The sequence below is a fragment of the Mesorhizobium sp. LjRoot246 genome, assembly GCF_964254115.1.
In the GTDB taxonomy this organism is placed as follows: Bacteria; Pseudomonadota; Alphaproteobacteria; order Rhizobiales; family Rhizobiaceae; genus Mesorhizobium.
In genome coordinates, this window is record NZ_CAXUSN020000001.1 from 5,812,892 (window position 1) to 5,836,116 (window position 23,225).

23 protein-coding genes are annotated in these 23,225 nt (G+C 59.3%); 13 read left to right on the top strand and 10 right to left on the bottom strand.

What is annotated here, in order from left to right:
* Position 1: 1 nt before the first annotated feature.
* Positions 2–1,513: a sugar ABC transporter ATP-binding protein gene (locus tag ACSQ3L_RS28240; protein ID WP_436162885.1), complete on the bottom strand. Its 1,512-nt coding sequence runs from the start codon at positions 1,511–1,513 to the stop codon at positions 2–4.
* An 81-nt stretch (positions 1,514–1,594) separates the two neighbouring features.
* A complete protein-coding gene (locus ACSQ3L_RS28245) occupies positions 1,595–2,671 on the bottom strand; it encodes a substrate-binding domain-containing protein (RefSeq protein WP_436162886.1) in 1,077 nt (358 codons plus the stop codon).
* Between the two features lie 324 nt (positions 2,672–2,995).
* On the opposite strand from ACSQ3L_RS28245, the gene ACSQ3L_RS28250 reads away from it, so the two are divergent.
* Positions 2,996–3,646, top strand: coding sequence for an SGNH/GDSL hydrolase family protein (locus tag ACSQ3L_RS28250; protein WP_436162887.1), 651 nt, complete (start codon positions 2,996–2,998; stop codon positions 3,644–3,646).
* 57 nt (positions 3,647–3,703) lie between these two features.
* Entirely contained in the window at positions 3,704–4,798 is a 1,095-nt protein-coding gene (locus tag ACSQ3L_RS28255) for an ROK family transcriptional regulator (protein ID WP_436162888.1), read from the top strand.
* Between the two features lie 24 nt (positions 4,799–4,822).
* On the opposite strand, the gene ACSQ3L_RS28260 is transcribed toward ACSQ3L_RS28255, so the two are convergent.
* Positions 4,823–5,713, bottom strand: coding sequence for a LysR family transcriptional regulator (locus ACSQ3L_RS28260; RefSeq protein ID WP_436162889.1), 891 nt, complete (start codon positions 5,711–5,713; stop codon positions 4,823–4,825).
* Between the two features lie 282 nt (positions 5,714–5,995).
* Here ACSQ3L_RS28260 and ACSQ3L_RS28265 point away from each other — a divergent pair, with 282 nt between their 5' ends.
* From ACSQ3L_RS28265 to ACSQ3L_RS28300, 8 genes are all read left to right on the top strand, one after another.
* Positions 5,996–6,511 (top strand): hypothetical protein, encoded by a 516-nt coding sequence (locus ACSQ3L_RS28265; protein WP_436162890.1) that lies wholly within the window; start codon positions 5,996–5,998, stop codon positions 6,509–6,511.
* 30 nt (positions 6,512–6,541) lie between these two features.
* Entirely contained in the window at positions 6,542–6,955 is a 414-nt protein-coding gene (locus ACSQ3L_RS28270) for a DUF3830 family protein (RefSeq protein WP_436162891.1), read from the top strand.
* An 83-nt stretch (positions 6,956–7,038) separates the two neighbouring features.
* Entirely contained in the window at positions 7,039–7,752 is a 714-nt protein-coding gene (locus ACSQ3L_RS28275; RefSeq protein WP_436162892.1) for an ABC transporter permease, read from the top strand.
* The gene (locus ACSQ3L_RS28280; RefSeq protein ID WP_436162893.1) at positions 7,752–8,486 is read left to right on the top strand and encodes an ABC transporter permease; all 735 of its coding nucleotides are present in this window, start codon (positions 7,752–7,754) and stop codon (positions 8,484–8,486) included. The genes ACSQ3L_RS28275 and ACSQ3L_RS28280 overlap by 1 nt, the downstream gene beginning before the upstream one ends.
* The gene (locus ACSQ3L_RS28285) at positions 8,483–9,250 is read left to right on the top strand and encodes an ABC transporter ATP-binding protein (RefSeq protein ID WP_436162894.1); all 768 of its coding nucleotides are present in this window, start codon (positions 8,483–8,485) and stop codon (positions 9,248–9,250) included. The genes ACSQ3L_RS28280 and ACSQ3L_RS28285 overlap by 4 nt, the downstream gene beginning before the upstream one ends.
* Positions 9,251–9,285: 35 nt before the next feature.
* Positions 9,286–10,131 carry a transporter substrate-binding domain-containing protein gene (locus tag ACSQ3L_RS28290; protein ID WP_436162895.1) on the top strand — a complete coding sequence of 282 codons (846 nt, stop codon included), beginning with the start codon at positions 9,286–9,288 and terminating at the stop codon, positions 10,129–10,131.
* A gap of 324 nt (positions 10,132–10,455) precedes the next feature.
* Positions 10,456–11,991, top strand: coding sequence for a histidine ammonia-lyase (gene hutH, locus ACSQ3L_RS28295; RefSeq protein ID WP_436162896.1), 1,536 nt, complete (start codon positions 10,456–10,458; stop codon positions 11,989–11,991).
* A 732-nt stretch (positions 11,992–12,723) separates the two neighbouring features.
* Entirely contained in the window at positions 12,724–13,674 is a 951-nt protein-coding gene (locus ACSQ3L_RS28300) for a LysR family transcriptional regulator (RefSeq protein ID WP_436162897.1), read from the top strand.
* 40 nt (positions 13,675–13,714) lie between these two features.
* Here the strand turns inward: ACSQ3L_RS28300 and ACSQ3L_RS28305 are convergent, their stop codons facing one another.
* The 6 genes from ACSQ3L_RS28305 to ACSQ3L_RS28330 all read right to left on the bottom strand — a co-directional run bounded on the left by ACSQ3L_RS28305 (position 13,715) and on the right by ACSQ3L_RS28330 (position 18,600).
* Positions 13,715–14,245 carry a hypothetical protein gene (locus tag ACSQ3L_RS28305; RefSeq protein WP_436162898.1) on the bottom strand — a complete coding sequence of 177 codons (531 nt, stop codon included), beginning with the start codon at positions 14,243–14,245 and terminating at the stop codon, positions 13,715–13,717.
* A gap of 2 nt (positions 14,246–14,247) precedes the next feature.
* On the bottom strand, positions 14,248–14,580 hold the full coding sequence (locus ACSQ3L_RS28310) for a hypothetical protein (RefSeq protein ID WP_436162899.1): 333 nt from the start codon (positions 14,578–14,580) through the stop codon (positions 14,248–14,250).
* A 130-nt stretch (positions 14,581–14,710) separates the two neighbouring features.
* On the bottom strand, positions 14,711–15,490 hold the full coding sequence (locus ACSQ3L_RS28315) for an ABC transporter permease (RefSeq protein ID WP_436162900.1): 780 nt from the start codon (positions 15,488–15,490) through the stop codon (positions 14,711–14,713).
* 11 nt (positions 15,491–15,501) lie between these two features.
* Positions 15,502–16,341, bottom strand: coding sequence for an ABC transporter permease (locus ACSQ3L_RS28320; RefSeq protein ID WP_436162901.1), 840 nt, complete (start codon positions 16,339–16,341; stop codon positions 15,502–15,504).
* Entirely contained in the window at positions 16,338–17,423 is a 1,086-nt protein-coding gene (locus tag ACSQ3L_RS28325) for an ABC transporter ATP-binding protein (RefSeq protein WP_436162902.1), read from the bottom strand. Before ACSQ3L_RS28325 ends, ACSQ3L_RS28320 begins: the two co-directional genes overlap by 4 nt.
* A gap of 70 nt (positions 17,424–17,493) precedes the next feature.
* Positions 17,494–18,600, bottom strand: a complete 1,107-nt coding sequence (locus ACSQ3L_RS28330) for an ABC transporter substrate-binding protein (protein WP_436162903.1) — start codon at positions 18,598–18,600, stop codon at positions 17,494–17,496.
* 482 nt (positions 18,601–19,082) lie between these two features.
* Here ACSQ3L_RS28330 and ACSQ3L_RS28335 point away from each other — a divergent pair, with 482 nt between their 5' ends.
* Positions 19,083–19,571 (top strand): GNAT family N-acetyltransferase, encoded by a 489-nt coding sequence (locus tag ACSQ3L_RS28335; protein ID WP_436163552.1) that lies wholly within the window; start codon positions 19,083–19,085, stop codon positions 19,569–19,571.
* Between the two features lie 12 nt (positions 19,572–19,583).
* Here the strand turns inward: ACSQ3L_RS28335 and ACSQ3L_RS28340 are convergent, their stop codons facing one another.
* A complete protein-coding gene (locus tag ACSQ3L_RS28340) occupies positions 19,584–20,732 on the bottom strand; it encodes an ROK family transcriptional regulator (protein ID WP_436162904.1) in 1,149 nt (382 codons plus the stop codon).
* 247 nt (positions 20,733–20,979) lie between these two features.
* Here ACSQ3L_RS28340 and ACSQ3L_RS28345 point away from each other — a divergent pair, with 247 nt between their 5' ends.
* Both ACSQ3L_RS28345 and ACSQ3L_RS28350 read left to right on the top strand, forming a co-directional pair.
* Positions 20,980–22,290 carry an extracellular solute-binding protein gene (locus ACSQ3L_RS28345; RefSeq protein WP_436162905.1) on the top strand — a complete coding sequence of 437 codons (1,311 nt, stop codon included), beginning with the start codon at positions 20,980–20,982 and terminating at the stop codon, positions 22,288–22,290.
* A gap of 52 nt (positions 22,291–22,342) precedes the next feature.
* On the top strand, positions 22,343–23,224 hold the full coding sequence (locus tag ACSQ3L_RS28350; RefSeq protein ID WP_436162906.1) for a carbohydrate ABC transporter permease: 882 nt from the start codon (positions 22,343–22,345) through the stop codon (positions 23,222–23,224).
* The last annotated feature ends 1 nt before the right edge of the window (position 23,225 follow it).

Here is a 23,225-nt window from a genome sequence, read left to right on the forward strand (position 1 = left end):
CCTAATGCTGGCGCGTGGAGCCGCCCATCAGGGCCGCGTCGAGGATCTTGTGTTCCGTCGCCTGCGCCGCCGGCATTTCTGCAACGATGGTGTCGTGATGGACGACGTAGATGCGGTCGCAGAGCCCGATCAGCTCGATCGTCTCGCGCGACAGCACCAGCACGGCGCCGCCCTTGCGGGTGAAGTCGCGCAGCAGATGGTAGATCTCGGATTTGGCGCCGATGTCGACGCCGCGGGTCGGCTCTTCCACCAGCAGAAGGTCGAGATCGGCGGCCAGGTAGCGGCCGAGCAGAACCTTTTGCTGGTTGCCACCCGACAGGGAGCCGACTGGAGCGGATGGCCCAGCCGCCTTAATGTTCATGACCTCCATCATGCGGGCGATGACGTTTCGATACGGTCGCGCCGGCGCAAGTTCGGGTCGCCTCGAATGCAATCCGATGGCGATGTTGTGGGCGATCGGCAATGCGAGAAAGAGCCCCTCTTCCTTGCGGTCCTCGGGGACGAAGCCGACCTTCAGCTGCTGCAAATGTCGAACGCCCGATGATGCCGGGAGCGGCATTTTCAGCGCTTTGCCGTTGATGGAAATCGTCCCGGCGAAGGGATGATAGCGACCGATCAGCGATCGCAGGAAGCGCTGCTGGCCCTGCCCTTCCAGGCCGGCCAGGGCGACAATCTCGCCCTTGTGCAAAGTCAGCGACAGCGGCTGCGATGTCTCGGTAATCCTGAGGTTTTCGACGCGCAGTATCTCGTCGCCTTTGTCGCCCGTACGATCGGGAAAAAGGTCCTGGAGTTCGCGTCCGACCATCATGGCGATGAGTTCGTCGGTGGTGATTTCGGACACCATCCTGGTGCCGACCAGTGCGCCGTCCTTCAGCACCGTCACCGTGTCACAGAGCTCGAAGATCTCCTCCATGCGATGCGAGATGTAGACGACAGCCTTTCCCTTATCGCGCAGCCGGCGGATGTTGCGGTTGAGCACATCGACGTCGGCCGCATTGAGCGCCGCCGTCGGCTCATCGAGGATGAGCACGCTGGCGTCCGCCTGGATGCAATGCGCGATCTCGACGAATTGCCGCTCGGCGATCGTCAGGTTGGAAACGAGTTGCGACGGGTCGAGCGTGAGGCCGAGTTCGCCAAGCGCCTTGGCGGTCTGGCTGCTCATCGCGCGATAGTCGATCGAGCCGAACCGGGTCGTCGGCTCCCGGCCGAGAAACATGTTCTCGGCGATCGACAGATTGGGCAGCAGCGAATGCTCTTGGAAAACAGTCGAAATGCCTGCATCCAGCGCGTCGCGCGGCGACTTCAGATCGAGCTTTTCCCCGTTCATGAAGATCTCGCCGGAATCGGGCTGATGCACGCCCGCCAGGATCTTCATCAACGTCGATTTGCCGGCGCCGTTCTCGCCCATCAAGGCGTGAACGCTCCCCCCCTTGAGATCGAGGGAAACGGAGTGGAGCGCCTTGCTCCCTCCGAACGCCTTCGAAATGTGGGACATCTCGATAAGATTGGTCACGAAACCCTCGAACGAACAGGATTCAACAGATGGAGCGGCCTGCGGGGAATGCTTGTCCACTCCCCGCCAGCCACAGCGCCGTCACTTCTTGCCGTAATATTCCTTGAGCTTGTCCTCGGGCAGTTCGCTCGGCCACCAGACATTGGCCGTCAAATCGTCGCGATAGTATTTGGCGGCCTTGTCCTTGTCCCAGCCGTCGGGATTGTAGACATAGCGCTTGTAGAGCTGCTGACCCTCGAGCAAAGCGACGGCGGCGCGCACGCCGGCCGCACCTTGGGCCGGGCTGTATTCCGGCGAGATCGACTTGAATCCGTCCGTGATCCACTGGCCGAAATAGCCATTGTTGCCCTCGCCCGAAATCGGCGGAATGGGCGTGCCGAACTGCTTGAAGACATCGACGCAAGCGCGCGTCATGTCGGCGCCGGACGACCAGATGCCGTCGACCTGCGGATTGTTCAAATAGAGCGTCTCGCACAGCTTCTTGGCCTTGTCGTACTGCCAGTCGCCATGCTCCTCGGCGATGATCTGCACATGCGTGCCCTTGAGCGATTCCAGGAGGCCGTTGTAGCGGTTGGTGTCTTCCGGATGGCCGGCAAGGCCACGCAGGACCCAGATCTTGCCGTTGTCGCCGACGGTCTTCACCAGCCAGTCGCCCATCACCTTGCCGAAGTGCTCGGCGCCGCCCTGGATTTCTGTGGTGTAGGCATCGGAATCGATGCGGCCGGTGTGAAGGATGACCGGGATGCCGGCGGCGACCGCCTTGGCGATGCTGGCATTCGCCGATGTGCTGGTCACCGGCTGAACGATGATCGCGTCGACATGCTGCGCGATCAGATCCTCGATATCGGCCACCTGCTTCTTCTGGTCGAAGCCGGCATCGAGCAGGATGAATTTCGAGATGCGCTTGTCCTTTGCCGCGGCGTTCTCCGCCTCATGTGCCACCTGCACGGTCCAAGTGTTTGCGTTGACGCCGAAGTCGCTCATTCCGATGACCCAGGGCGGATCTTTCTTGAACGCACCGGCCGCGGTCATGCGCGTGTCGTCGGGGCGCGGCGCGACGCCGTCCATCAGCTTGACATCTTCCGCATGCGCCAACGTCGCGACAAGCGCGGACGCAACGAGCACTCCCAGACCGACGGTTTTCAGCAATCCTAACATTGAACTCTCCTCCTTGTGGTTGCCCCGGCCGTGCGAATTCGCACGGGCCGCGAGACGCTCTCCCAATGGCATGCTCGTCGTCGCAAACCGACCGATGCACGCAATTCTCCCGCCCCTCGAACACATACGTGTCGAAGCCCAACTTCTGCTGGACGATGATGACGGTCGAGAACTCCTCCGGGCACTTTAGAAGCACAGCGGTTTCGACCTGTCAATAGTTAGTCATGTTGAATGACTATTCCCTTGCTTGCGTTTCACCGCTCCGCTATCCATCATGGATGACACTCGCCTGTACGGCGCGTGATCAGTCCCAGCGGGAAAAACATGCGATCAGTCTTGTGCTACGGCGACTCCAACACACACGGCCAAATGCCCGGCAAAGGACCGCTCCAGCGCTATGGACCCGATGAACGCTGGCCGGGAATCCTGCGTGCTCAGCTGGGGGCCGGTTGGTACGTCATCGAGGAGGGATTGAGCGGTCGAACGACCGTCCATGACGATCCGATCGAGGGCGCCCACAAGAACGGCCGGACCTATCTTCGCCCTTGTCTGCAGAGCCACGCGACACTCGATCTCGTCATCATCATGCTCGGCACCAATGATCTGAAGATCCGCTTCAACAAGCCGCCGTCGGAAGTGGCGATGGGCATCGGCTGCCTCGTCTACGACATCAAGGAGCTGGCGCCCGGCCCGGGCGGCACCACCCCGGAAATCATGATCGTGGCGCCACCACCGATGCAGGACGACGTCAAGGAATGGAAGTCCATCTTCGCCGGCGCGCCGGAGAAATCGCGCCTGCTCGCGCTTGAGTTCGAGGTCCTGGCGGACTCGCTCGAACTGCACTTTTTCGATGCCGGCTCGGTTGTATCCTGCAGCGAAGCCGACGGGTTTCATATCGATGTCGAGGCGCACAGATTGCTTGGCACCGCACTCGCCCGCGCGGTCGACGCGATCGGCTGGAGCCGCTCCACATGAGCAATCCCGGTATCGCCAGGCAATGCGCTCTTACCGACGGGGCGACCCTTGCCTGACATGAGATTCGCACCACCCAATCCGTTGCGCATCGCCGATCGTGCGAGCGGATTGAACGCGTTGAGCGTGCGCAGCTACAATGAGCGGCTGGTACTGTCGCTACTGCTGCAGAACGAAGGCATTTCGCGGATGGAAATCGGCGAGAAGACCGGCCTGTCGGCGCAGACGGCCTCGGTCATCGTCCGTTCCCTCGAGCAGGAAGGCCTGGTCTCGCAGGGCGAGGCGCAGCGCGGCCGCGTCGGGCCGCCCACCATCCCGCTTTCGCTCAACCCGGAGGGCGCCTATGCGGTCGGCGTCGGCTTCAGCCGGCGCAGGATCGACATCGCGCTCATCGACTTCATCGGCACCGTGCGCTTCCACAAGCAGTTGCCGGCGGATGAAGCCAATCCGTTTCCGCAAAGCAGTGATTTGCTGGGGGCGATCGGGCAAGCCATGACGAGCCTGCCGGTCGAGGCGCGCAGCCGCGTCGCCGGCATCGGGCTGGCCGTTCCCGACGAAGTCGACGCCATGGCTGCAACCCGCAACGGATCGAGCACCTCCCTCAAGGCTTTGCAAGGCGAGATCGAGGAGCAGAGCAAGCTGCCGGTTTTCGTGCAGAACGACATCACCGCGGCAGCCGGCGGCGAAAGCATGTTCGGCGTCGCCAAGCCGCTGAACGACTATTTGTTCTTCTATCTCGGAGCACGGCTGCAGAGCAGGCTCATCCTCAACCACCAGATCTACAAGGGAAACTCCAGCGCCAGCTTCGATCATGGCCTTGTGCGCCTGGAGAGCGAACTGACCAAGCGCGGGCGTCCGTCCGAAATCATCTGGAGCAGCAGCCCTGAGTGGCCTGACCTTGGCGAGGCCTACAGCGAATGGCTGGGGGAATGCTCCAACCGCCTGAAAGCGTCGATCTCCGCACTGACCCAGTTTGTCGAGTTCAGGACGGTCGTCCTGTCCAGCTATGCGCCGCAGAAGATCGCCAAGGCGTTGTGCGCCGACATCAGCCGGGAATTCGCCACCATCGAAGCGTTGCCGGCGCGCGTCACCATCAGCCCGAAGGCCGTAGGCGCGGCAAGCCTGCCGTTCAGCTCGCGCTTCATGATTCAGTGATCGTACCGACCAGCGCTGTTGCGCCTAAAGTATCTTTCCGAGGGTCGTTGCCAGGGTGAAGAAAGCTTTTGCCGGCTGAGAGAGTTCTTCAAACGGACGGCTAAGCAGCCCTATCGGACTGATGGCGTCCCTGTCGTCGATGCGGATGAAGGTCGGGGATGGCTCGACGTGGAGCTTGCTGCCCATCTCGGCCAGGATGCTGACGCCGACCCCGAGCCCCACCAGGCGGCAGGCCGTCGCATACTCCGTGCCCGAGCAGATAATGTTCGGCAGGAAGGCCTCGCGGGCGCACAGTTGCAGGACCAGGTTGTGAAACGGCTCGCCACGGTTGCTGATGAGGATAAACGGCTCTTCGCGCAACTGCCTGAGCTTCACCGAGGTCTCACCGGCCAGCGGGTGCGATTTCGGCAGCACGGCCAGCAGGGACTCTTCGCGCAACACTGTGATCGAGAGCTTGGTGCGGTCGTGCGGCAGCCTGATCAAAGCGATGTCGATCTCGTGCCGCTCGGCGCTGTCCAGCAGATGCGGCGTTCGGTGTTCGACAATGTGCAGGTCAATATTGGGATATAGGGCTCGGTACTCGACAATGAGCAGCGGCAAGAGGTGATACGCGAGTGCGCCCGAGGCGCCCACGCGCAACATCCCCTTCTCCAGGCCTGTTCGCGCCCTGATTTCCTTGGCCGCGTCCTCTGTCTGCAGAAGGATGCTCCGGGCGCGGGGCAGGAACGCCTCGCCGAGGTCGGTGAGCCGGCATATGCGGCTTGAACGCTGGAAAAGGTCACCGCCGAGTTCGTCCTCAAGCCTCTTGATCTGTTGCGACAGGGGTGGCTGCGACAGATGCAGCGCCTTGGCCGCGCGCGTGAAGCTCAGATGCTCGGCGACCGCGACAAAGTACCGTAGCTGGAAGAGTTCCACGTCGCCTCCGCTAGACCGGTGTAACCGCTACATGTCAGTGATCCATCCCGGCGCCGACACCGTCCGTTTAAGACGGCGCGCGCGGGACCGGCGGGCGCCTGAAGACCGTCAACATCCGGCGTAATTCCTACCTTAGCGGTCGCCTCTGATCAATTCGTTTTTGCGATAGATAACAGTCTTCAAAAGTCTTGGACAATGGATGGCGCCAGCCATTAACTTTGAGCCAGATGCACGTCACATTCAGCTGTGCGGCATAAGCAATTGGTCCTGAGGAGCGTAGCCATGCAATGGACAGACGTCCGCAACAACATTGACTCAGAAGTCAAAAGAATTTGGTCCGTCGAAAGCGACGACATTACACGTCTCAGGATGGGTGTCTGTCACGGCAAAGCCGGTTCTTTTGGTCAATACTTTTCCACCATGGTTTTTGCGCTCACCTACACCTTGGCTCTCGGTGAACACGTCGTCTACGGCCTCGTCAAGGGCGCCGACAACGACAAGGTTCCGCTCGAGGCGCTCAAGGAGCTGACCCGGGAGCATTTCGTCGTAGGCTTCAGGGCGCCGATGTTTGTCGGCTACGTGCTGGCCCCCAAGGCCGAGTCATTCGCCGAAGAGATCGTGGCAGTGCTCGACGGCGTCAAAAGCCGCGAGGACTTCAAGGCGCTCCTGGGCGCCTATTTCACCTACCAGAACATTCTTCACTGGTGGCTCCACGTCTACTTCCCATGGTCGCTGGGCGCGGTTTTCGAACAGGTTGACGCCGATCGCGTCAAGACCCTGCGGCGGCTCGTCGGCTAACTGAAATTGAGATAAAGGAGTATCGCGTCAATGGCCAAGACATTGCTCATTGAATGGAAAGAGCTGGGGTGCAAGGCCCACATCCAGCTGCTTTGGGACAAGGCGCCGAAGCTGTGCCAGGCGGTGGTCGACTGCTTGCCACTGCGGTCGATCAGTTGGCATTCGGTCATCTCGGGTGACAACATCGGCTTTGCGCTGCCGGTCGTCTGCACGACCTTCGAGAACCCGCAACCCCGCACGCGTGGCAACATGTACATCTACGCCAATGGCCAGCTAGGCATTGTGCCCTATGGCGGGTTCTCCGAGCCGGGTGATGTCAACACGTTCGGCCGGATCGACCAGAAGGACATGGACGATGTCGCCAAGGCCGGCACTACCGTCGCCGAGTTCTTCAGGAAGGGACCGGGTCGGCCGATCTTTGTCGACATCAGCGTCGTCAACTGAAAGGCCGCGACCTAAATCCGGCAGCGGCGGTGCTCAGCGAGCTCGGCAGAACCTTCGTCTGAACATGATGGCAGGTGGTTGAATTGACCGATAGCTTATCTCTGTTTGGTTTCGGCCCAGGAGGATGGGGCTCCATCCTCCTGGCGGGTACCGCCACTACCCTTGCCGCCGCGCTTTGCGGCCTGGTCCTGGCCGCCCTCCTCGGCGCGCTCGGGGCAAACGCCAAGCTGATGGGTGGGCGGTCCGCACGCGTCGTGGCCGAGGCCTACACCACGGTGCTTCGCGGCGTACCCGAACTTCTGGTCATCTTCCTGCTCTATTTCGGCAGCAGCTCCGTGCTCAGCGGCGTCGCGGGGTTGTTCAACTATGACGGCTTCCTCGCCCTGCCCGGCTTCGCCGCCGGCGTCCTGGCCATCGGCGTTGTCGAGGGCGCGCAGATGGTTGAGGTCTTCCGCGGGGCATTCCTGGCCGTCAAGCCTGGCGAGATCGAGGCCGCAAAGGCTTGTGGCATGGGCCGCATGCTGCGCTTCCGGCGGATCGTCGCCCCCCTCACCATGCGCCATGCCTTGCCGGGCTTCGGCAACGTCTGGATCGGGCTTCTCAAAGGCTCCTCGCTGCTGTCGGCCACCGGGGTCGCGGAACTCATGCGCCAGACCGAGGTCGCGGCCGGTTCGACCCGCCTTCCCTTCAATTTCTATCTTGGCGCGGCGGCGATCTACATCACGATCACCGTCACCTCGGGTCTGTTCTTCCAAGCAGCCGAGCGGCGCTTCTCGCGCGGCGTCGTGAGGGCGTGATGGATCTACAACTCATCGGCCAGAGCTTCCTTGACCTCTTGGGCGGCGTTCCACTAACCCTCGAACTGTCCGTGCTCGCGATCTGCGGCGGTTTCGTCCTGGGCTTCGTCGTCGCAACGATGCGACTGTCGCGTCACGCTATCCTCTACTCGACCGCCTGGATCTACGTCCAGGTGGTTCGCAGCACGCCACTGCTGGTCCTGCTCTTCCTCGTCTACTACGGGCTTGGACAGTTCGCGACGGTCCGCTCGAGCATGCTGTGGCCGATCCTGCGCGAACCGTACTGGTGCGCCGTCATCGCGCTTGTCATTAACGCGTCCGCCTTCGCGTCAGAGATCATCCGCGGCGGATTGCTCTCGGTCGGAAGCGGCGAGGTCGAGGCAGCGCGTGCCTGCGGCATGTCGGGAACGCTGCTACTGCGCAGGATCGTCATCCCGATCGCCGTGCGCCAGGCACTGCCCGCCTACAGCAACGAGATGGTGGCCATGGTGAAGGCGACCTCGCTGGCCTCACTGGTCACATTGATGGACGTCACGGGCATCGCTGCTTCGATCGCGTCCACGACCTACCAGCCGATCGCGGTCTTCGTGGCTGCCGGTGCAATCTATCTTATCATCAACACTTTGCTGACACGGGCGGTAAAGGCCCTCGAGTACCGCCTAACGCCGCACCTGCGTCCCGCGGACCATGGCCCGGGCCTGGCAGCAACAAAGCCAGGCGGGTTCCCGACATGACTACTGCCGTTCGCCTGCACAACATCCATAAGCGGTTTGGCGCCCTCGAAGTGCTACGCGGCATCAATCTGGAAGCCAAAGAGGGTGAGGTCGTCTCGCTGCTGGGTTCATCCGGGTCGGGCAAGTCCACGTTGCTTAGATGCATCAACATGCTTGAGGTCCCGACCGAGGGCGACGTTTGGGTCGCTGGCGAGGCGGTGAAGTTCGGGGCTCCACGCCGGGGTGCTGCGCGGGTCGTCGACACAGCCCAGATCGACCGGCTGCGCTCGCGCATCGGCATGGTGTTTCAGAGCTTCAATCTGTGGCCCCACATGACGGTCTTGGAGAATGTTATCGAGGCCCCGGTGCATGTACAGCGCCGCAATCGCCCAGAGTGTGTCGCCGAGGCGCTTGAGCTGCTGGCCAAGGTCGGTATCGTCGATAAGGCCCGGCAATATCCCGCTCACCTCTCCGGTGGTCAGCAGCAGCGGGCCGCGATCGCTCGCGCGCTCGCCATGCACCCCAGTCTCCTGCTTTTCGACGAGCCGACATCGGCTCTCGATCCCGAACTCGTAGGTGGGGTGCTGCGTGTCATGCGCTCTCTCGCCGAAGAGGGTCGCACGATGTTGGTCGTAACCCACGAAATGAGCTTCGCCCGCGACGTCTCCAGCCGAGTCATCTTTCTCCACAAGGGTGAAGTCGAAGCCGACGGCCCACCAGAAGACGTCTTTACAAGGAGCAACTCGCCCCACTTTGAGCAATTTTTGGGACGGGAAGCGCAATAAAACGAAGTATGCAATATGAAGAAGGGGAACATACCATGAAATACACCACAAGACTTGCAGTCGTACTGGTTGTACTTGTAGCCGCGTACCCTGCCTTTGCCAAAGACAAGAAAATCACCGAGGTTCTTATCGCCACCGAAGGCGGGTATCAACCTTGGAACTATACGAAGCCGGATGGCACAATTGCTGGTTTCGAGATCGATCTAGCAAATGACCTCTGCAGCCGAATGAAGGTCAAATGCACGTTCACCGCGCAATCATTCGACAGTATGATACCCGCGCTCAACGCTGGAAAGTTCGATGCAATTATGGATTCGCTCACCATCACGCCGAAGCGCGAAGAGGTGATCGGTTTCTCTGCTCCATATGGATCGCTCTGCTACACATTCGCGACTTCCAACAGCGACATCGAAAGCAAGCTCAAGCCTGACGATAGCATCATTTCCTTGGACAATGAGCCGGCGACAAAGAGCGCACTCGACCTTCTCAAAGCTGCCTTCACAGACAAGACGATTGGAACGCTGGCAGGGGGCGGTTCGGTCGCATTTGTCGATACCTATCTCAAGGGCAGCACTTTGATGCGGCAGTACAAAACTCCCGAAGCGCGTGACCTCGACCTGGCAGCTGGCCGGCTTGACGTGATTATCGGCACAAAGGACCAGCTCGTCGACCTCGTGAAGAAGCCGGGCAATGAATCTGTAAAAGTTGTCGGTCCGTGTTTTCAAGGTGGCCTTCTCGGGAAGGGCGTCGGCGTCGGCGTGCGCAAGGAAGATACCAACCTTAAGGCCCTGTTCGACAAGGCAATCGCCGAAGCCAAGAAGGACGGGACCATCAAGAAACTATCAGTCCCGGTCTTTGGGGTAGATCTGACACCACAATAACAGCTGGGCCATCGCGGATCTGCCGAACCCGTAATGGTTCGACAAACCTAACCTGGACTTGGGTTCACCACCCTCCCCACGGGGTGAACCCACTGCTGCTACAGGAAAATGGGCGGTTCGTCGTGGTTGAATGATGTGCCGCTCATTTTTGTGACCGACAAGGCGCCGGGAAACCCATCCTTATGAGGGGCTTGATCTGTTGGTCGATCCAATGATCCCGCGATCCGTCTGCCATAAGAGTGTTGCCGCATTTATGGCCGCCACGAGCCTGTCGGCTTTGATCCACCGCATCCCCCGTATTTTCAGAGGCCAAAAGGTATCCGCATGACAATCATCCTTCATCCCGGCCGCGTTCCGCTGGCCGATCTCGCAGAGATTTATTGGAACAATGGTTCCGCCAAACTCGATCGATCCTTTGATGCCGGGATCGAACGGGCGGCAGCGCGTATTGCCGAGATTGCCGGCGGCAATACCCCGGTTTACGGCATCAATACTGGTTTCGGCAAGCTCGCCTCCATCAAGATCGACAGTGCAGATCTTGCGACCTTGCAGCGTAACCTCATTCTTTCGCATTGCTGCGGCATGGGGAGCTCGTTGCCGGAAAACGTTGTGCGCCTGATCATGGCGTTGAAGCTGATCTCCCTTGGACGCGGCGCCTCCGGTGTTCGCCTTGAACTGGTGCGACTCATAGAAGGAATGCTCGATAAGGGCGTCATCCCAAACATCCCAGAAAAGGGTTCCGTCGGCGCGTCAGGTGACCTTGCACCGCTCGCTCACATGACGGCCGCGATGATCGGCGAAGGCGACGCAATCTTCAACGGCGCTCTGATGCCCGCAGGCGACGCGCTGTCAAAGACCGGGCTCAAGCCGGTGGTGCTTGCTGCCAAGGAAGGTTTGGCGCTGATCAACGGCACGCAGGCATCGACTGCTCTGGCCCTGGCGGGTCTTTTCCGGGCGCATCGCGCTGCACAGACCGCGTTGGTGACCGGAGCGCTTTCCACCGACGCAGCAATGGGATCTACTGCTCCGTTCCATGCTGAGATCCACACTTTGCGTGGTCACAAAGGCCAGATTGACGCGGCTGCCGCTTTGCGCAAGCTACTCGAAGGATCGGAGATCCGTAACAGCCACATCGAGGGCGACGAGCGCGTCCAAGACCCGTATTGTATCCGCTGCCAGCCGCAGGTTGATGGCGCCTGCCTCGATCTCTTGAGTTCAGTCGCTCGCACGCTCGAGATCGAGGCGAATGCGGTCACGGATAACCCACTTATTCTCTCGGATAACACTGTCGTTTCGGGTGGCAATTTCCATGCTGAGCCGGTGGCTTTCGCTGCCGATCAGATCGCACTTGCGGTCTGTGAAATCGGCTCTATTGCGCAACGGCGTATCGCGCTTCTGGTCGATCCGGCGCTATCTTACGGACTGCCTGCCTTCCTCGCCAAAAAGCCAGGGCTGAATTCGGGCCTGATGATCGCCGAAGTAACTTCCGCCGCGCTCATGAGCGAGAACAAGCAAATGTCGCATCCCGCCTCGGTGGATTCGACACCGACTTCGGCCAACCAGGAGGATCACGTTTCGATGGCTTGCCACGGCGCCCGCCGCCTGCTGGCGATGACGGATAATCTCTTCGGTATCCTCGGCATCGAAGCGCTTTCTGCGGTTCAGGGCGTTGAGCTGCGAGGGCCGCTCAAGACCAGCCCGGCCCTGTTGAAGGCTGCCGCTATTGTGCGCAAGGATATTCCTGAGTTGGAAGAGGATCGCTATATGGCGCTCGACCTCAAGGCCGCAAGCATGCTCGTCGCATCCGGCGCCCTGGTTTCCGCCATCGGATCCGACATACTGCCGGTGCTGGGAGCATAATCATGAGCCGTTTCGAAGTCCGTCGGGGGATCTCACCGGTTGTCCTCGCTAGCCTCATAGTAGAAAGATGCGATAATTCGGGTCGACGCCGCAAAGTTGTCACGTCAGATATCTGAGGAGGTTCAGATGTGGACCATAATTGCCAAGCTTCGGATATCGCGCCAAACTTGGAAAATAATTCTTTTGGGAATGAAAAGCCCGCGAAGATCAGCATCCTGTCGCAGTATCTGCTGGTGACACGATCCGACCTCTGATTGTGTTCTTCGTATATATGACGTCGCCGGCCGATACTTCTGATGCCGCCTGCTTCCTAATTTGTAGGTCAGGTTCGATTACTGTCGGTATCACCAAGGTTTTCAAGCACACGTGATTTGACGCCGTGCTTTTTTACCAATTACTATGGCGTTTTTGTTGGCCAATCCGCAGCCTTTCAATCCGCAGCCTTGATGTGTATTCGCGCGATGTCGCATTGTCTGGTGGCAGTGACACGCAACCGCCGCTATCGATATTCACTGATCGTGGCGATTTGAGAACACCCGTGCGCGGCGCCTTGTCGATTTTCTTGTTTTCCAAGAAATCGTCGATCTGATCGTACGTGACGCCATGTGCCAAGGTGGGCCCTCCCACGTCTGGGCCGGTAACTTGCAGGTAGACTGGCGAAGATAGTGCTCATACGAGAAGGAAGCGCATAGGCCGCAACGATCATTTGCGGACCGACATGGGACACCGCAAATGAACTTCATGAAATGGTATCAGATCGAGGTCTTCCAAGCCGTTATGAAAACTGGTTCCATGACGGCGGCGGCGCGGCTTCTGAATTTGTCACAACCGTCCATCAGCAAACACATACAGGCGCTAGAAGCCACGATCGGTGCGAAGCTCTTTGTGCGCGAGGGACGCGGCATCATCCCCACTCCCACGGCGACTTCGATGTTTGAAGAGGTGCATGTCCTGTTCGACCAAGCCAGTAGTGTAGATCGCTTGCTTGAATCGTTTTCGAGAAATGCCAGACGGCGCCTACGGATCGGCCTTCCCGCGGTCCTAAGGTCTCGCTTTATCAGCGAAGTCCTTGCGCACATGAAGACGGAACATAAGGATCTTGCCCTCTACATTGCCGTGAAAGACTCAGCGATACTCAAAAATTGGATCACATCCGGGCGCCTCGACGTGGCGATCGTTGGTGAACAAATATACGGACCGGGGATCAATATAGCGAAAAGTCCGATGTTTTGCATTATGCCGGTCGGTCACCCCCTGACATCCAAGACTCATGTCGAACCGTCAGATTTGGCAGTGTATGATTATGTGGCGTTTGAGAGCGACAGCCCGCTGCAATCGGCAATAGACGGCGTCGTCCGGGACAGCGGCATGAAACTGTACCCGAAAGCGATCGTCACGACGACGCCCACATTGGTAGAATTGGTCGGGCACGGCATGGGTATTTCAGTCGTTCATCCGTTCGCCATGATTGACTCGAGTACCAAGGTTGAGGTTCGGTCCTTCATTCCCGAGATATTCTGGGACTACAAAATTATCGTTAGCTCGACGATTGGTAACTCGGCGCGTATCGACGATTTCGTGGAGGCAGCCAAGGCGACGGCAGCAGCGTGCCTCGAATCCTTTGACGCGAGTCGAAAGTCGATGGCCGAACGCTCGCCACAAAACTCTGTCAGGGACAGCTGAACCGGCTGAGCCAGAAAAGCGGCCCCTGACAGCACAACGGTTACACGATGCCGGCAAGGCTCTTCACTTCGGCGGCCGAGCGGTGTGGGAACACCACGCCGAGCTTCCAGGGAAACATGAGGTGGATCCACTGGTGAAGCTTGATGATGTAGGTATGCATCGAGCCAGTGAGATCGCGATATTCTTCCTTGGTCCGAACGAAATCGAGAGCCTTGTTGTACTTCTCGCCAAGCTCATGCATGCCCGTAAGCCCGAGATCCTCCATGAACTCGAAAATATGGAAGGTCCCGAACAGAAACTCGCGCGTGACCGTGACCAGTTGCTCGAGCTCGATGTTCTGGTGAAGCGACGATTTCTGGAATCGGAAGACGATGTCCTGGCTGACGATCATCAGGTAAGCCTCGAGGTGAACCAGCACGCTGAACACCTGCTTTCCTGAGCCGGCGCCACTGTCGATCACCCCGGCGACCACTTTGCGCAGCTCGGGAGGTTCTTCGAGCCAGATACGGTCGATGTTGCTTTCGATCTCGGCGACAACGTCGCGCCAGTCGGATACCTGTACGTTTTTCATGTTCACCACTCCTGAATGCCGACTTCAACAACATGCCGAACGGGATTGACCACGGTGTCGGCCCAGACCCCACTGCCGAGATCGCGCAGGGCGTCCAGGTCTTCGGCGATGACTTCGGCAAACTGGTTCACGGTGGCGCTTTCCGTGATCTCGCCGTAGCAGAGATTTATCTTCTGGCTCGGCTGGTAGAAGAACACCGAGCCGAAGACGCGGGGGACCATCACGCCAGGGCCATCGTAGCGAATGCGTGTCACCGCGCCGATGGTCTGCCCGGACACCACCACATGCGAATAGAGGCAGCGCGTGGGCAGCGCCGAACGGATGACCTCGATCAAGCGAGCATTGCGTTCGAGCCATCGGGCCCTGACGGTGAAGTCGTATCTCGGGACGTGAAAACTTATTCCATTGCCAGACGGCATGGCTTTGCTCCGTTTGTTGTTGAAGGGTTGGTAATAAGGCGCGCGTCTACATGGCTTTGAACCGCTGGACGCCCATGACTCGGTTCACGAGTATGATGAAGGGGATGGCCGCCAGAAGCATGAGCACGCCATAGGCCGCGGCGACAGAGTCATACTCATTGGCCATGTAGGCAAACAGCATCATGGCGAAGGTCTGGTTCTTGACGCTGCCCAGGAAGGTTCCAATGACCGCATCGTTGAAGACGGCGACGACCGCCATGATGGCTGCCACGGTCGCCCCCCGGCTGACCGCCCGCAACGTGGTTGCCGTGAAAGCCCTGGTGCGCGACATGCCGAACACTCGGGCTGCGTCCTCGACGTCGGTGTTGACGTGCTGCAATGCCCCGACCAGCGCCCGATACATCAGCGGAAAAGCGACAACCAGATAGGCAAGGAGCAGTATCGCGACGGAGCCGATCAAGCCCATCGCGGCAGCCATGACCAGCATCGCAAACGCCAGGACACTGGTTGGAACGAAAATGGGCGAAATGGCCAGGAAATTTACCGCCTTCAGCCAGCGTCCCCGGCCTCGGATCACGGCGACCGCCAGCAGAATTGCCAGAACGCCAGCGAGGATCGTGACCGCGACGCTGATCGACATCGATCGCAACGCAGCCATGAGATAGTCGGGACGAGACAACGCTTCGTTGAACCAGCGCAGGCTGAAGCCCGTAATCGGGTATGGCACGTCGTTGTCGTTGATCGAGGCGAGAACAAGCAAGATCAGCGGCAGACAAATGAAGACGAGGATCAGATAGGTGAGTATCCTGCATGCGATTTTTGTCATCGGTAAGCCTCCTAGACCACCTGACGCCGAGCCAGCCAGGACTGGATCGCCAGAATGATGCCGCCGCTTATCAGAAGAAGCAGGATCGAGAGCGTCGCCGCCATTGGCCAGTCGGCGCCAGCGGTCCCCGATGAGGACTGATAGATCTGCGTCGAAATCATGTTGACCCGGCCGCGGCCAAGCAGCACCGGCACCTCGAATGCGGCAATGCTTGCCGGCAGCGAGAAGACGATGCTGGTCAGGATTCCAGGCATCGATAGGGGAAGGTGGACATGCCAGAACCGCTGCCACCTGTCTGCACCGAAGCAAGCCGCGGCATCGTCATAGTAATCCGGCATCTGTTCGAACTGCGCCAACAAGACCAGGATTGAAATCGGCAGGGACGCGTACACGAGACCGATGAGAACCGCCGGTTCGGTGCCCATGAAGATGATCGGGTTGGCAATCAGCCCCGACGCCATCAGCCCCTGATTGAGCGGCCCGCCAGGCGCCAGAATGATCTGCAGCGCGTAGACCTTGATCACGAAGCTGACCATGTAGACGGCAAAGATTCCCGAAACGATCAGGTCCTTGCGCTTCTCATGGCGAGAAACATGCCCTGCCACGATGTATCCGATCGTGACGGCTATCAGCGTGGCTGTGATGCCGAGATAGATGCTGCGGACAATCGATTTCGAGATGAAGGCCTTGCTGAACAAGGCAGCGAAATTCTGTGCCGTGAGCGGGAGCGAGTAGAGCAGCCTCGGCGTGCCCGATGAGAAGCTGACGAAGGCCACCCAGCCAATGCTCACGCAGAACAATGCGATGAGCGGCAGGGCGGGCGCTGCAAGCAAATTGGCTCTGCTTTTCATGATGGCTCCACCCCGCTCGAGCTCCTGCGGACGATGCGGATTTTGCGGTAATCGATGAAGATCTCTGTCCCGGGGCCAACGACCGGCGATGCGTCATCGCTGGCGCGAATGGTGCACAGGGCTTGTTGGCTCAGCTCCGGGATGGAAAGCAGCAGGCGATATTGATCGCCCCGGTAGACGACCGACGCAATCTCCGCCTTCAACCGCAGATCGCGTCCTGGTGGCGTTGCTCCCACGATCGAAATGTCTTCGGGGCGGATCATGATGCTGGCGTCCGACTCGATGGACAGACCCGGCTGATGCGCACGAATGTCGGCAACGAGAGTCTCGGGCAGATCAGCCAGCCTCCAGATATTGGCTTCTCCGAGCGTCTTGGCCGTGATGGCATATTCCGGAGCGCGATAGAGTTGGGTTGGGGAATCGATCTGAACGATGCGACCTCCGTCCATGACGGCAATCCTGTCGGACATCGAGAGTGCCTCCGACCGATCATGGGTCACGTATAGGACCGAGAGCTGTAATCGACGCTGGAGGTTCATCAGTTCCACGCACATGCTTTCACGCAATTGTGCATCGAGATTGGAGAGCGGTTCATCAAGCAGCATGACGTCGGGTTCCGTCACGATGGCCCGCGCAAGGCCGACGCGTTGCTGCTGACCGCCACTCAATTCCTTGGGACGTTTGTTCTTGAAGTCCTGCAGGCCGATCAGATCGAGCACCGCCTCGACCTTCGCGACCTGCTCCGCGCGAGGCAGTTCGCGTTTCATCCTCAAGCCAAAGGCTATGTTGTCGAACACGTCGATATGAGGAAAAAGGGCATAGTTCTGGAACACCATCGAGATGTTCCGTTTTTCCGGTCCCAATCGCGTCACGTTCGCCCCGCGTATTCGGACATCGCCCTGGCTGGGATTGAGAAGCCCGGCCACGATCTTGAGCGTTGTCGTCTTGCCGCAGCCGCTTCGGCCCAGCAACGAAACGAACTCTCCCTTTGCGATCTCCAGGTTTAGATTATCGATTCCGCCGCGAATGGACCCTTCGTACTTGAACGTAACGCCTTTTACTTCAACCTGTGGTTCAGACATGTCACGCCTCGCTGTCCGCACGACCCCACGCCCCGCGGGATGCGGGCGTGGGATCGCCTAGCTTACCCGCTTAGTTCTCGACGGCGCTGAGAAACGCCTGGCCGAGTTCCGCCGCGATTGGAGTGATCTTTTCCCAAGGAATCTGCATAATTTTTGCCACGTTGTCCTCGCCTTGAATGACTCGGCGATCAAACTTCGGGTCGAGCACTGTCGTGGCATTGGCGGGGCTGTAGTAGCCGCATTCAGCGAAGGACTTCTGCACGTCAGCGTCCAACATGTAGTTGATGAGCACGTGCGACCAGTAGTTACTAGGGGTCCTGGTTACCCCGGCTTCTGACGTGATCAGGTAGGCCCCCTCCTTCGGCGCCGCCCACTTGATGTTCAGGCCAGATTTCTCGGCCATGGCGATGGAAACGTTCAACGGCCCGACCGTCAAAGAACTTCTGGGATCGTCGACGAACGAGGACTGCATGGCGCCCGAACTGGCCAGCACCGCTCCGAGCTTCGGCTTGAGATGCTCGCGCACGTGGTCCAGCACCGCATCATAGTCGGACAGCTTCTCAGGCCATGCACCGTTCAGTGTCTTGGCCATGATGGCAAGCCAAGCCACGGTATTCTGGCTGTCAGGTACGCGGACGTTCACAACGCCTGGCGTATCAGCCGAGGCCAGATCAAACCAGGACGTCGGAGGTTTCTTCCACTTGTCGGCATTGTAGACAAGCCCGGTCGGGTTGTAGGTGAAGACAACCGAATAGCGCTTGTCGCCATCGGTGCCAATAGCGGTCAGAGGCTTGTAGAGATCGGGCAGATTGGAGAGCAAAGACGGATCGATGTCAGCAAGAACGCCGAGTTCGTGGGCAGCGCGCATGTCCGACTGACCGGCAACCAAAACATCAATCTCGGGTGCGTCACCTTGAGCCTGCAACTTGGCAACCGGCGGCTGTGTGGTGACGAGATTGAGCTTGATCCCGGTGCCGTTTTCGAACGCAGGCACCAACGATTTTTTGACGCAAGCCTCCCACACACCCGAGAATCCATTGAGCGTCAACGAGGCCGGCTTTTCTGGGGCCTGCGCGAATGCCGGGCCGAACAACGACGTTGTAGCCATCAACAGCGCGGCGGCGACAGACACCCTGAGCGTGCGTTTCGAAATTGATTTGTTGGATGCATTCCTCATGTCATTCCCCTTTTTGTTGTTGAATGGAGGCTATCCCAGCGATCTCGCCCATGGCCAATTCAGTTTTTTGCGCGACCTATTCCTATGGGGAATATGCTCGCACATAGAGAGGCAGGTAACGCTATCAAGTGCTTAGGAATGCAGCAATTATTCTAATGCGCATGGGGAATAAGTCGATTGAAATGGAAGGTCTAATTGCCGCTAGCTGCATCCTGAACTTGCGGTACGCGGGGTAATCCCAAGGATAGGTGCACCTCACGACTATACTTGGCCAATCGATCCAAATGTGCGGCTCGACGACCACACCAAAGCGGAAGGCGCTAGTCATCAGCGCACGCGGCGCATCATTCGCCGATTCCGGACAGCCGGCAGGATCGGATGCGGTTGATTTTGCGCAGGCTAGCTGCGCAGAAGAAGGGCCTTGGAAGAATTCGGACTTGAACGGCACTGCGGTTGTACCAAGCGCCGACGTATCACTGCCGATGTCACGAAACCAAGATGGAAGGGAGTCCGTTGTGATAGTAAGGATCGCTGATCACGATGATATTCCGCAACTTCTGCAACTCTATCGTGATCTAGATCCGAAGGACAAAGAGATTTCACTTGCCGAAGCACAAAACAGATGGAAGCGGCTAAAAGATTACCTTGGAAGCGATATATTCGTGGGGTGTCTTGACGACACCGTCGTGACGACCTGCACGCTGATAGTGATTCCTAACCTCACACGCGGTGGAGCTTCATATGCTCTGATTGAAAACGTCGTGACCCGTGAGAATCACAGAAGGCAGGGATACGGCAAAGCGGTTCTCCTCCAAGCAATTGAGACAGCTTGGCAGGCTGGATGCTACAAAGTGATGCTCCTTACCGGTTCGAAGCGGCCAGCCACCTTGAAGTTTTATCACGATGTTGGCTTCGAGCAGAACAAGACCGGCTTCCAAATGCGACGAATTCCGACGCGAGCATCATCGTGAGCCTCGGAGCCACTAGAAGAATTCGGATTTGAACGGCAGAGCGGCGGCGCCGAGCGCCTGGGCATCTCCGTTGATCTCCGAAACGATCAGCTTGGCGGCGGGGCGCGGAACCCCGTATCGGGCGGGTTCTGGGGCATCGCTTCGCGCGATGAGCATCTGAGCAAGAGCGGGCGGCACCTGGCCGCCGAAGACGATCGCCTGCGGGTCGAACACCCCGATGATGGCATCGATCAGACGATTGTAGTATGGCGCAGTCTCCTCGACCCAGTCTGCAACACCCGGCCAGTCGGGATTGAATTGTCGCTGCAGCTGCGTGATCGATTGTATTTCAATGCCATTGGCGCGCAGGCGTTCGATCAGGAATTGCAGGGCTGGTCGCGGGACATTGCCCCGGAAAATCGGGCCGTACTCGCCGGCGTTGCCATTTCCGCCGACAAGAAGCTCGCCGTCGCTGATCATGCCGCCGCCGAAACCGTAGTTGAAGGAAAGGTAGGCGAAATGCCTGATATAGCGGCCGACGCCAAACAACGCTTCAGCGACGGCGCCTGTACTCCCCCCGTTGTGCACCCAGGCCGGCTTGCCGAAGAAATTCGACATCAACGGTCCGAGTTCGACCAGCGACCATTCATGAAGTGGCAGAGAGGCGTTGTATCGTGTTCCACCGACATAGTATCCGGCGATACCTAGTCCTAAGCCGAAGCAGCTTTCCGGGTCCAGACTGAGGGCTTGTCGGAGCTTCGCAATCTTTTCCTCAGCTTCCGCCAACGCGTCTTCGATTTTCTGGCCAAGCAACGGCAGGCTGGCTTCGCCGAGGACCTCACCCGCCAGATTCATCAGGCAGATGCCCATGACATCGGTATTCACCGAGATGCCGCACGAATAGGCATGGCTGCCGTTCAGCGACAGCATCGGGCTCGGTTGACCACGGCCAAGCCCGCTCTTTGGCTCACCAAAGCTTATCACCCCGCGCTCGCCAAGATGATCGAGGATGCGATGGATGGATTGCTGGGCGAGGTCGCTGCGGGAAGTGATTTCGGAGCGTGAGATTCCGGGGTGCAGCCATATCTGGCGAAGGACCCAGCGCTCGTTGGTAGACACAACGTCTCCGTGAGCCGTTCTGAGGAAGCGATGGGCGATTTGTCCGGTCGGGGAATAGCTCATGGGATTGCACGCTTAGAGGATTGGGCGAGGAGTTTACATTCTGAGAGTGAAAACACCTCAGCCACAGATACTGGTACTGCATGCGTCGACGCGGTCGGTCAAGCCATTTTCCAACGCCTGAAACGCAAGGCGTTACCGACAGGCCAAGGTATTGTCACACTTAAAGTGTCATGTTAATGTCACACCTAAGGTGTAGTAATAACACGTCCTGCCCCATCCTGGGGCCATAACCAAGGGAGGAATATCCATGAAGCAGCGCACGTTAGCGGCGGCCGTCGCCGTCGCCATGTTCGGTACCGGAGCGGCCCAAGCCGCCGATATCGAGTTCTGGTACGGCAACACCGGCAAACCGGAAGAGGCCATTCAGGCTGCCTGCGCAGCATTCAACAAGTCACAGGAAAAGGACAAAGTAACCTGCGTTGGCCAAGGCAGCTACGAAGTGGCAATGCAAAAGGCCATCGCCGCATTCCGCGCCGGCAACGCTCCGGCCCTGCTCCAGGTCTTCGACGCAGGCACGCTAGACATCATGCTGTCGGATGCAGCGATCCCGCTTTCCGAAGCGCTGCCCGACGTCAAGTGGGACGATTATATCACGGGCGCGAGGTCATATTATCAGGCGTCCGACGGTCGGCTGTTCTCCCAGCCCTACAACGCCTCGACGCTGGTCTTCTACACCAACAAGACCCTGCTCGAGAGGGCTGGCGTGACCAAGACGCCGGAAACATGGGAAGAGGTCATCGACGCCGCGCGCAAGCTTAAGGCTTCCGGCGTCACCTGCCCGTACGGTACCAATGCCGAACCCTGGATCATCTTCGAGCAGTTCGCCGCCCGTCACGGTGAGCCGATCGCGACCAAGGACAACGGGTACGGCGGGTTGGATGCCGAATATGTGTTCAATAAGGGCCTGATCGCCCAGCACATGCAGAACCTGAAGGCGTGGCGCGACGAAGGGTTGGTCCGCCTCGACGTCGACACCAAAGCTGGCAAGTTCGTCTCCGCCTTCACCAGTGGCGAGTGCGCCATGATGGAAGGATCCTCGGGCTCCTACACCACTGCCCTGGCCGGGTTCGGAGGCAAGTATGAGCTCACGGTAAGTCTGACCCCGATGTACGCAGGACACGAACGCCACAACACCCTGGTGGGTGGTGGTTCGATCTGGCTGATGAAGGGTCACAGCGATGAGGAAAACGCCGCATCAAAAGCGTTCCTGAACTTCCTGCGTCAGCCCGTGCAGCAGCTCGCTTTGACCGAGGCAACCGGCTATGTGCCGGTCACCCAGAGCGCGCTCGACACTGTGCGGACAAGCGGCAAGCAGGACCAGCCAGCCTTCAAGGCGGCCGCTCTGGGCATCGAGTCCCTCAACGAGCCGGCGACCCCGGCAAGCCGGGGCATCCGGTTGGGCTTCTACACACAGTTCCGTGCCGGCTGGACCGAAGAAGTCCAGAAAGCCTTCAACGGCGAGCAGACCATGCAGCAAGCGCTCGACAACGCCAAGACCCGCGGCGATGAGCTGTTGAAACGCTTCGCGGCCACCTATGGCGATGCCAAGCTTCCCTGATTGCAAAAATTCGCGGGGAGCCTGCTCCCCGCGCCACCGCAAAGGCTCTCCCATGTCTTCCACCCTGTTTTCGGGTCGCTGGACGGCGCTTGCCCTGATGGCGCCGCTCCTGCTGCTGATCATGATCTTCTTCTACCTGCCGGTCATCGACGCCTTCTACTGGTCGTTCTTTCTCGAGCGGCCGTTCGGCGGGGCGAACTTCGTTGGCCTGAATAATTTCACCCGCGTTCTTTCGGACCCGGCGTTCTGGGAAAGCTTGCGCAAGACCGTCGTCTTCATGGTCGTCGCGTCTACGCTTGCCGTCCTCGTCCCACTGGTGCTTGCGCTTGCGGCCGACCGGCATATCCGACTGTCTTATCCGGCGCGCAACGTTCTGGTGTGGCCCAAAGCGGTGGCAGGCGCCTCGATTGGCGTGGTCTTCAACTTCATCTTCAACCCCTTCGTCGGCATCCTGATGCCGCTCAACCATTGGTTTCCGGGAATCTGGAACCCTGGCATCAACGGGACCGATGCATTCATCATGCTGGTGGCCGCACACGTGTGGGGCGGCATTCCGTTCAATTTCGTGATCCTGCTTGCCGGTCTTCTGGCCATCCCCGCGCCGCTGCAGCAGGCTGCGGCGATGGATGGTGCGGGACCGTGGCGGCGCATCTTCGATATCCAGCTTCCGCTGATTACGCCGCAGATATTCCTCACGCTGGTGCTCGAGTTCACCGATAGCGTCGTCTCGGCATTTTCACTGGTGGATACGATGACGAAGGGGGGCCCCGGCGGCGCCACGACCCTTCTCGTCTACAAGATCTATGTCGACGGCTTTCTCGGCTTCGACCTGTCGGGGGCGGCAACGCAGACCGTGCTGCTGATGATCTTCATGCTGGCGGTCACCGCCTTCCACTTCCTCTACCTCGAACGCCGCGTGCAGTACGAGCGCTGAC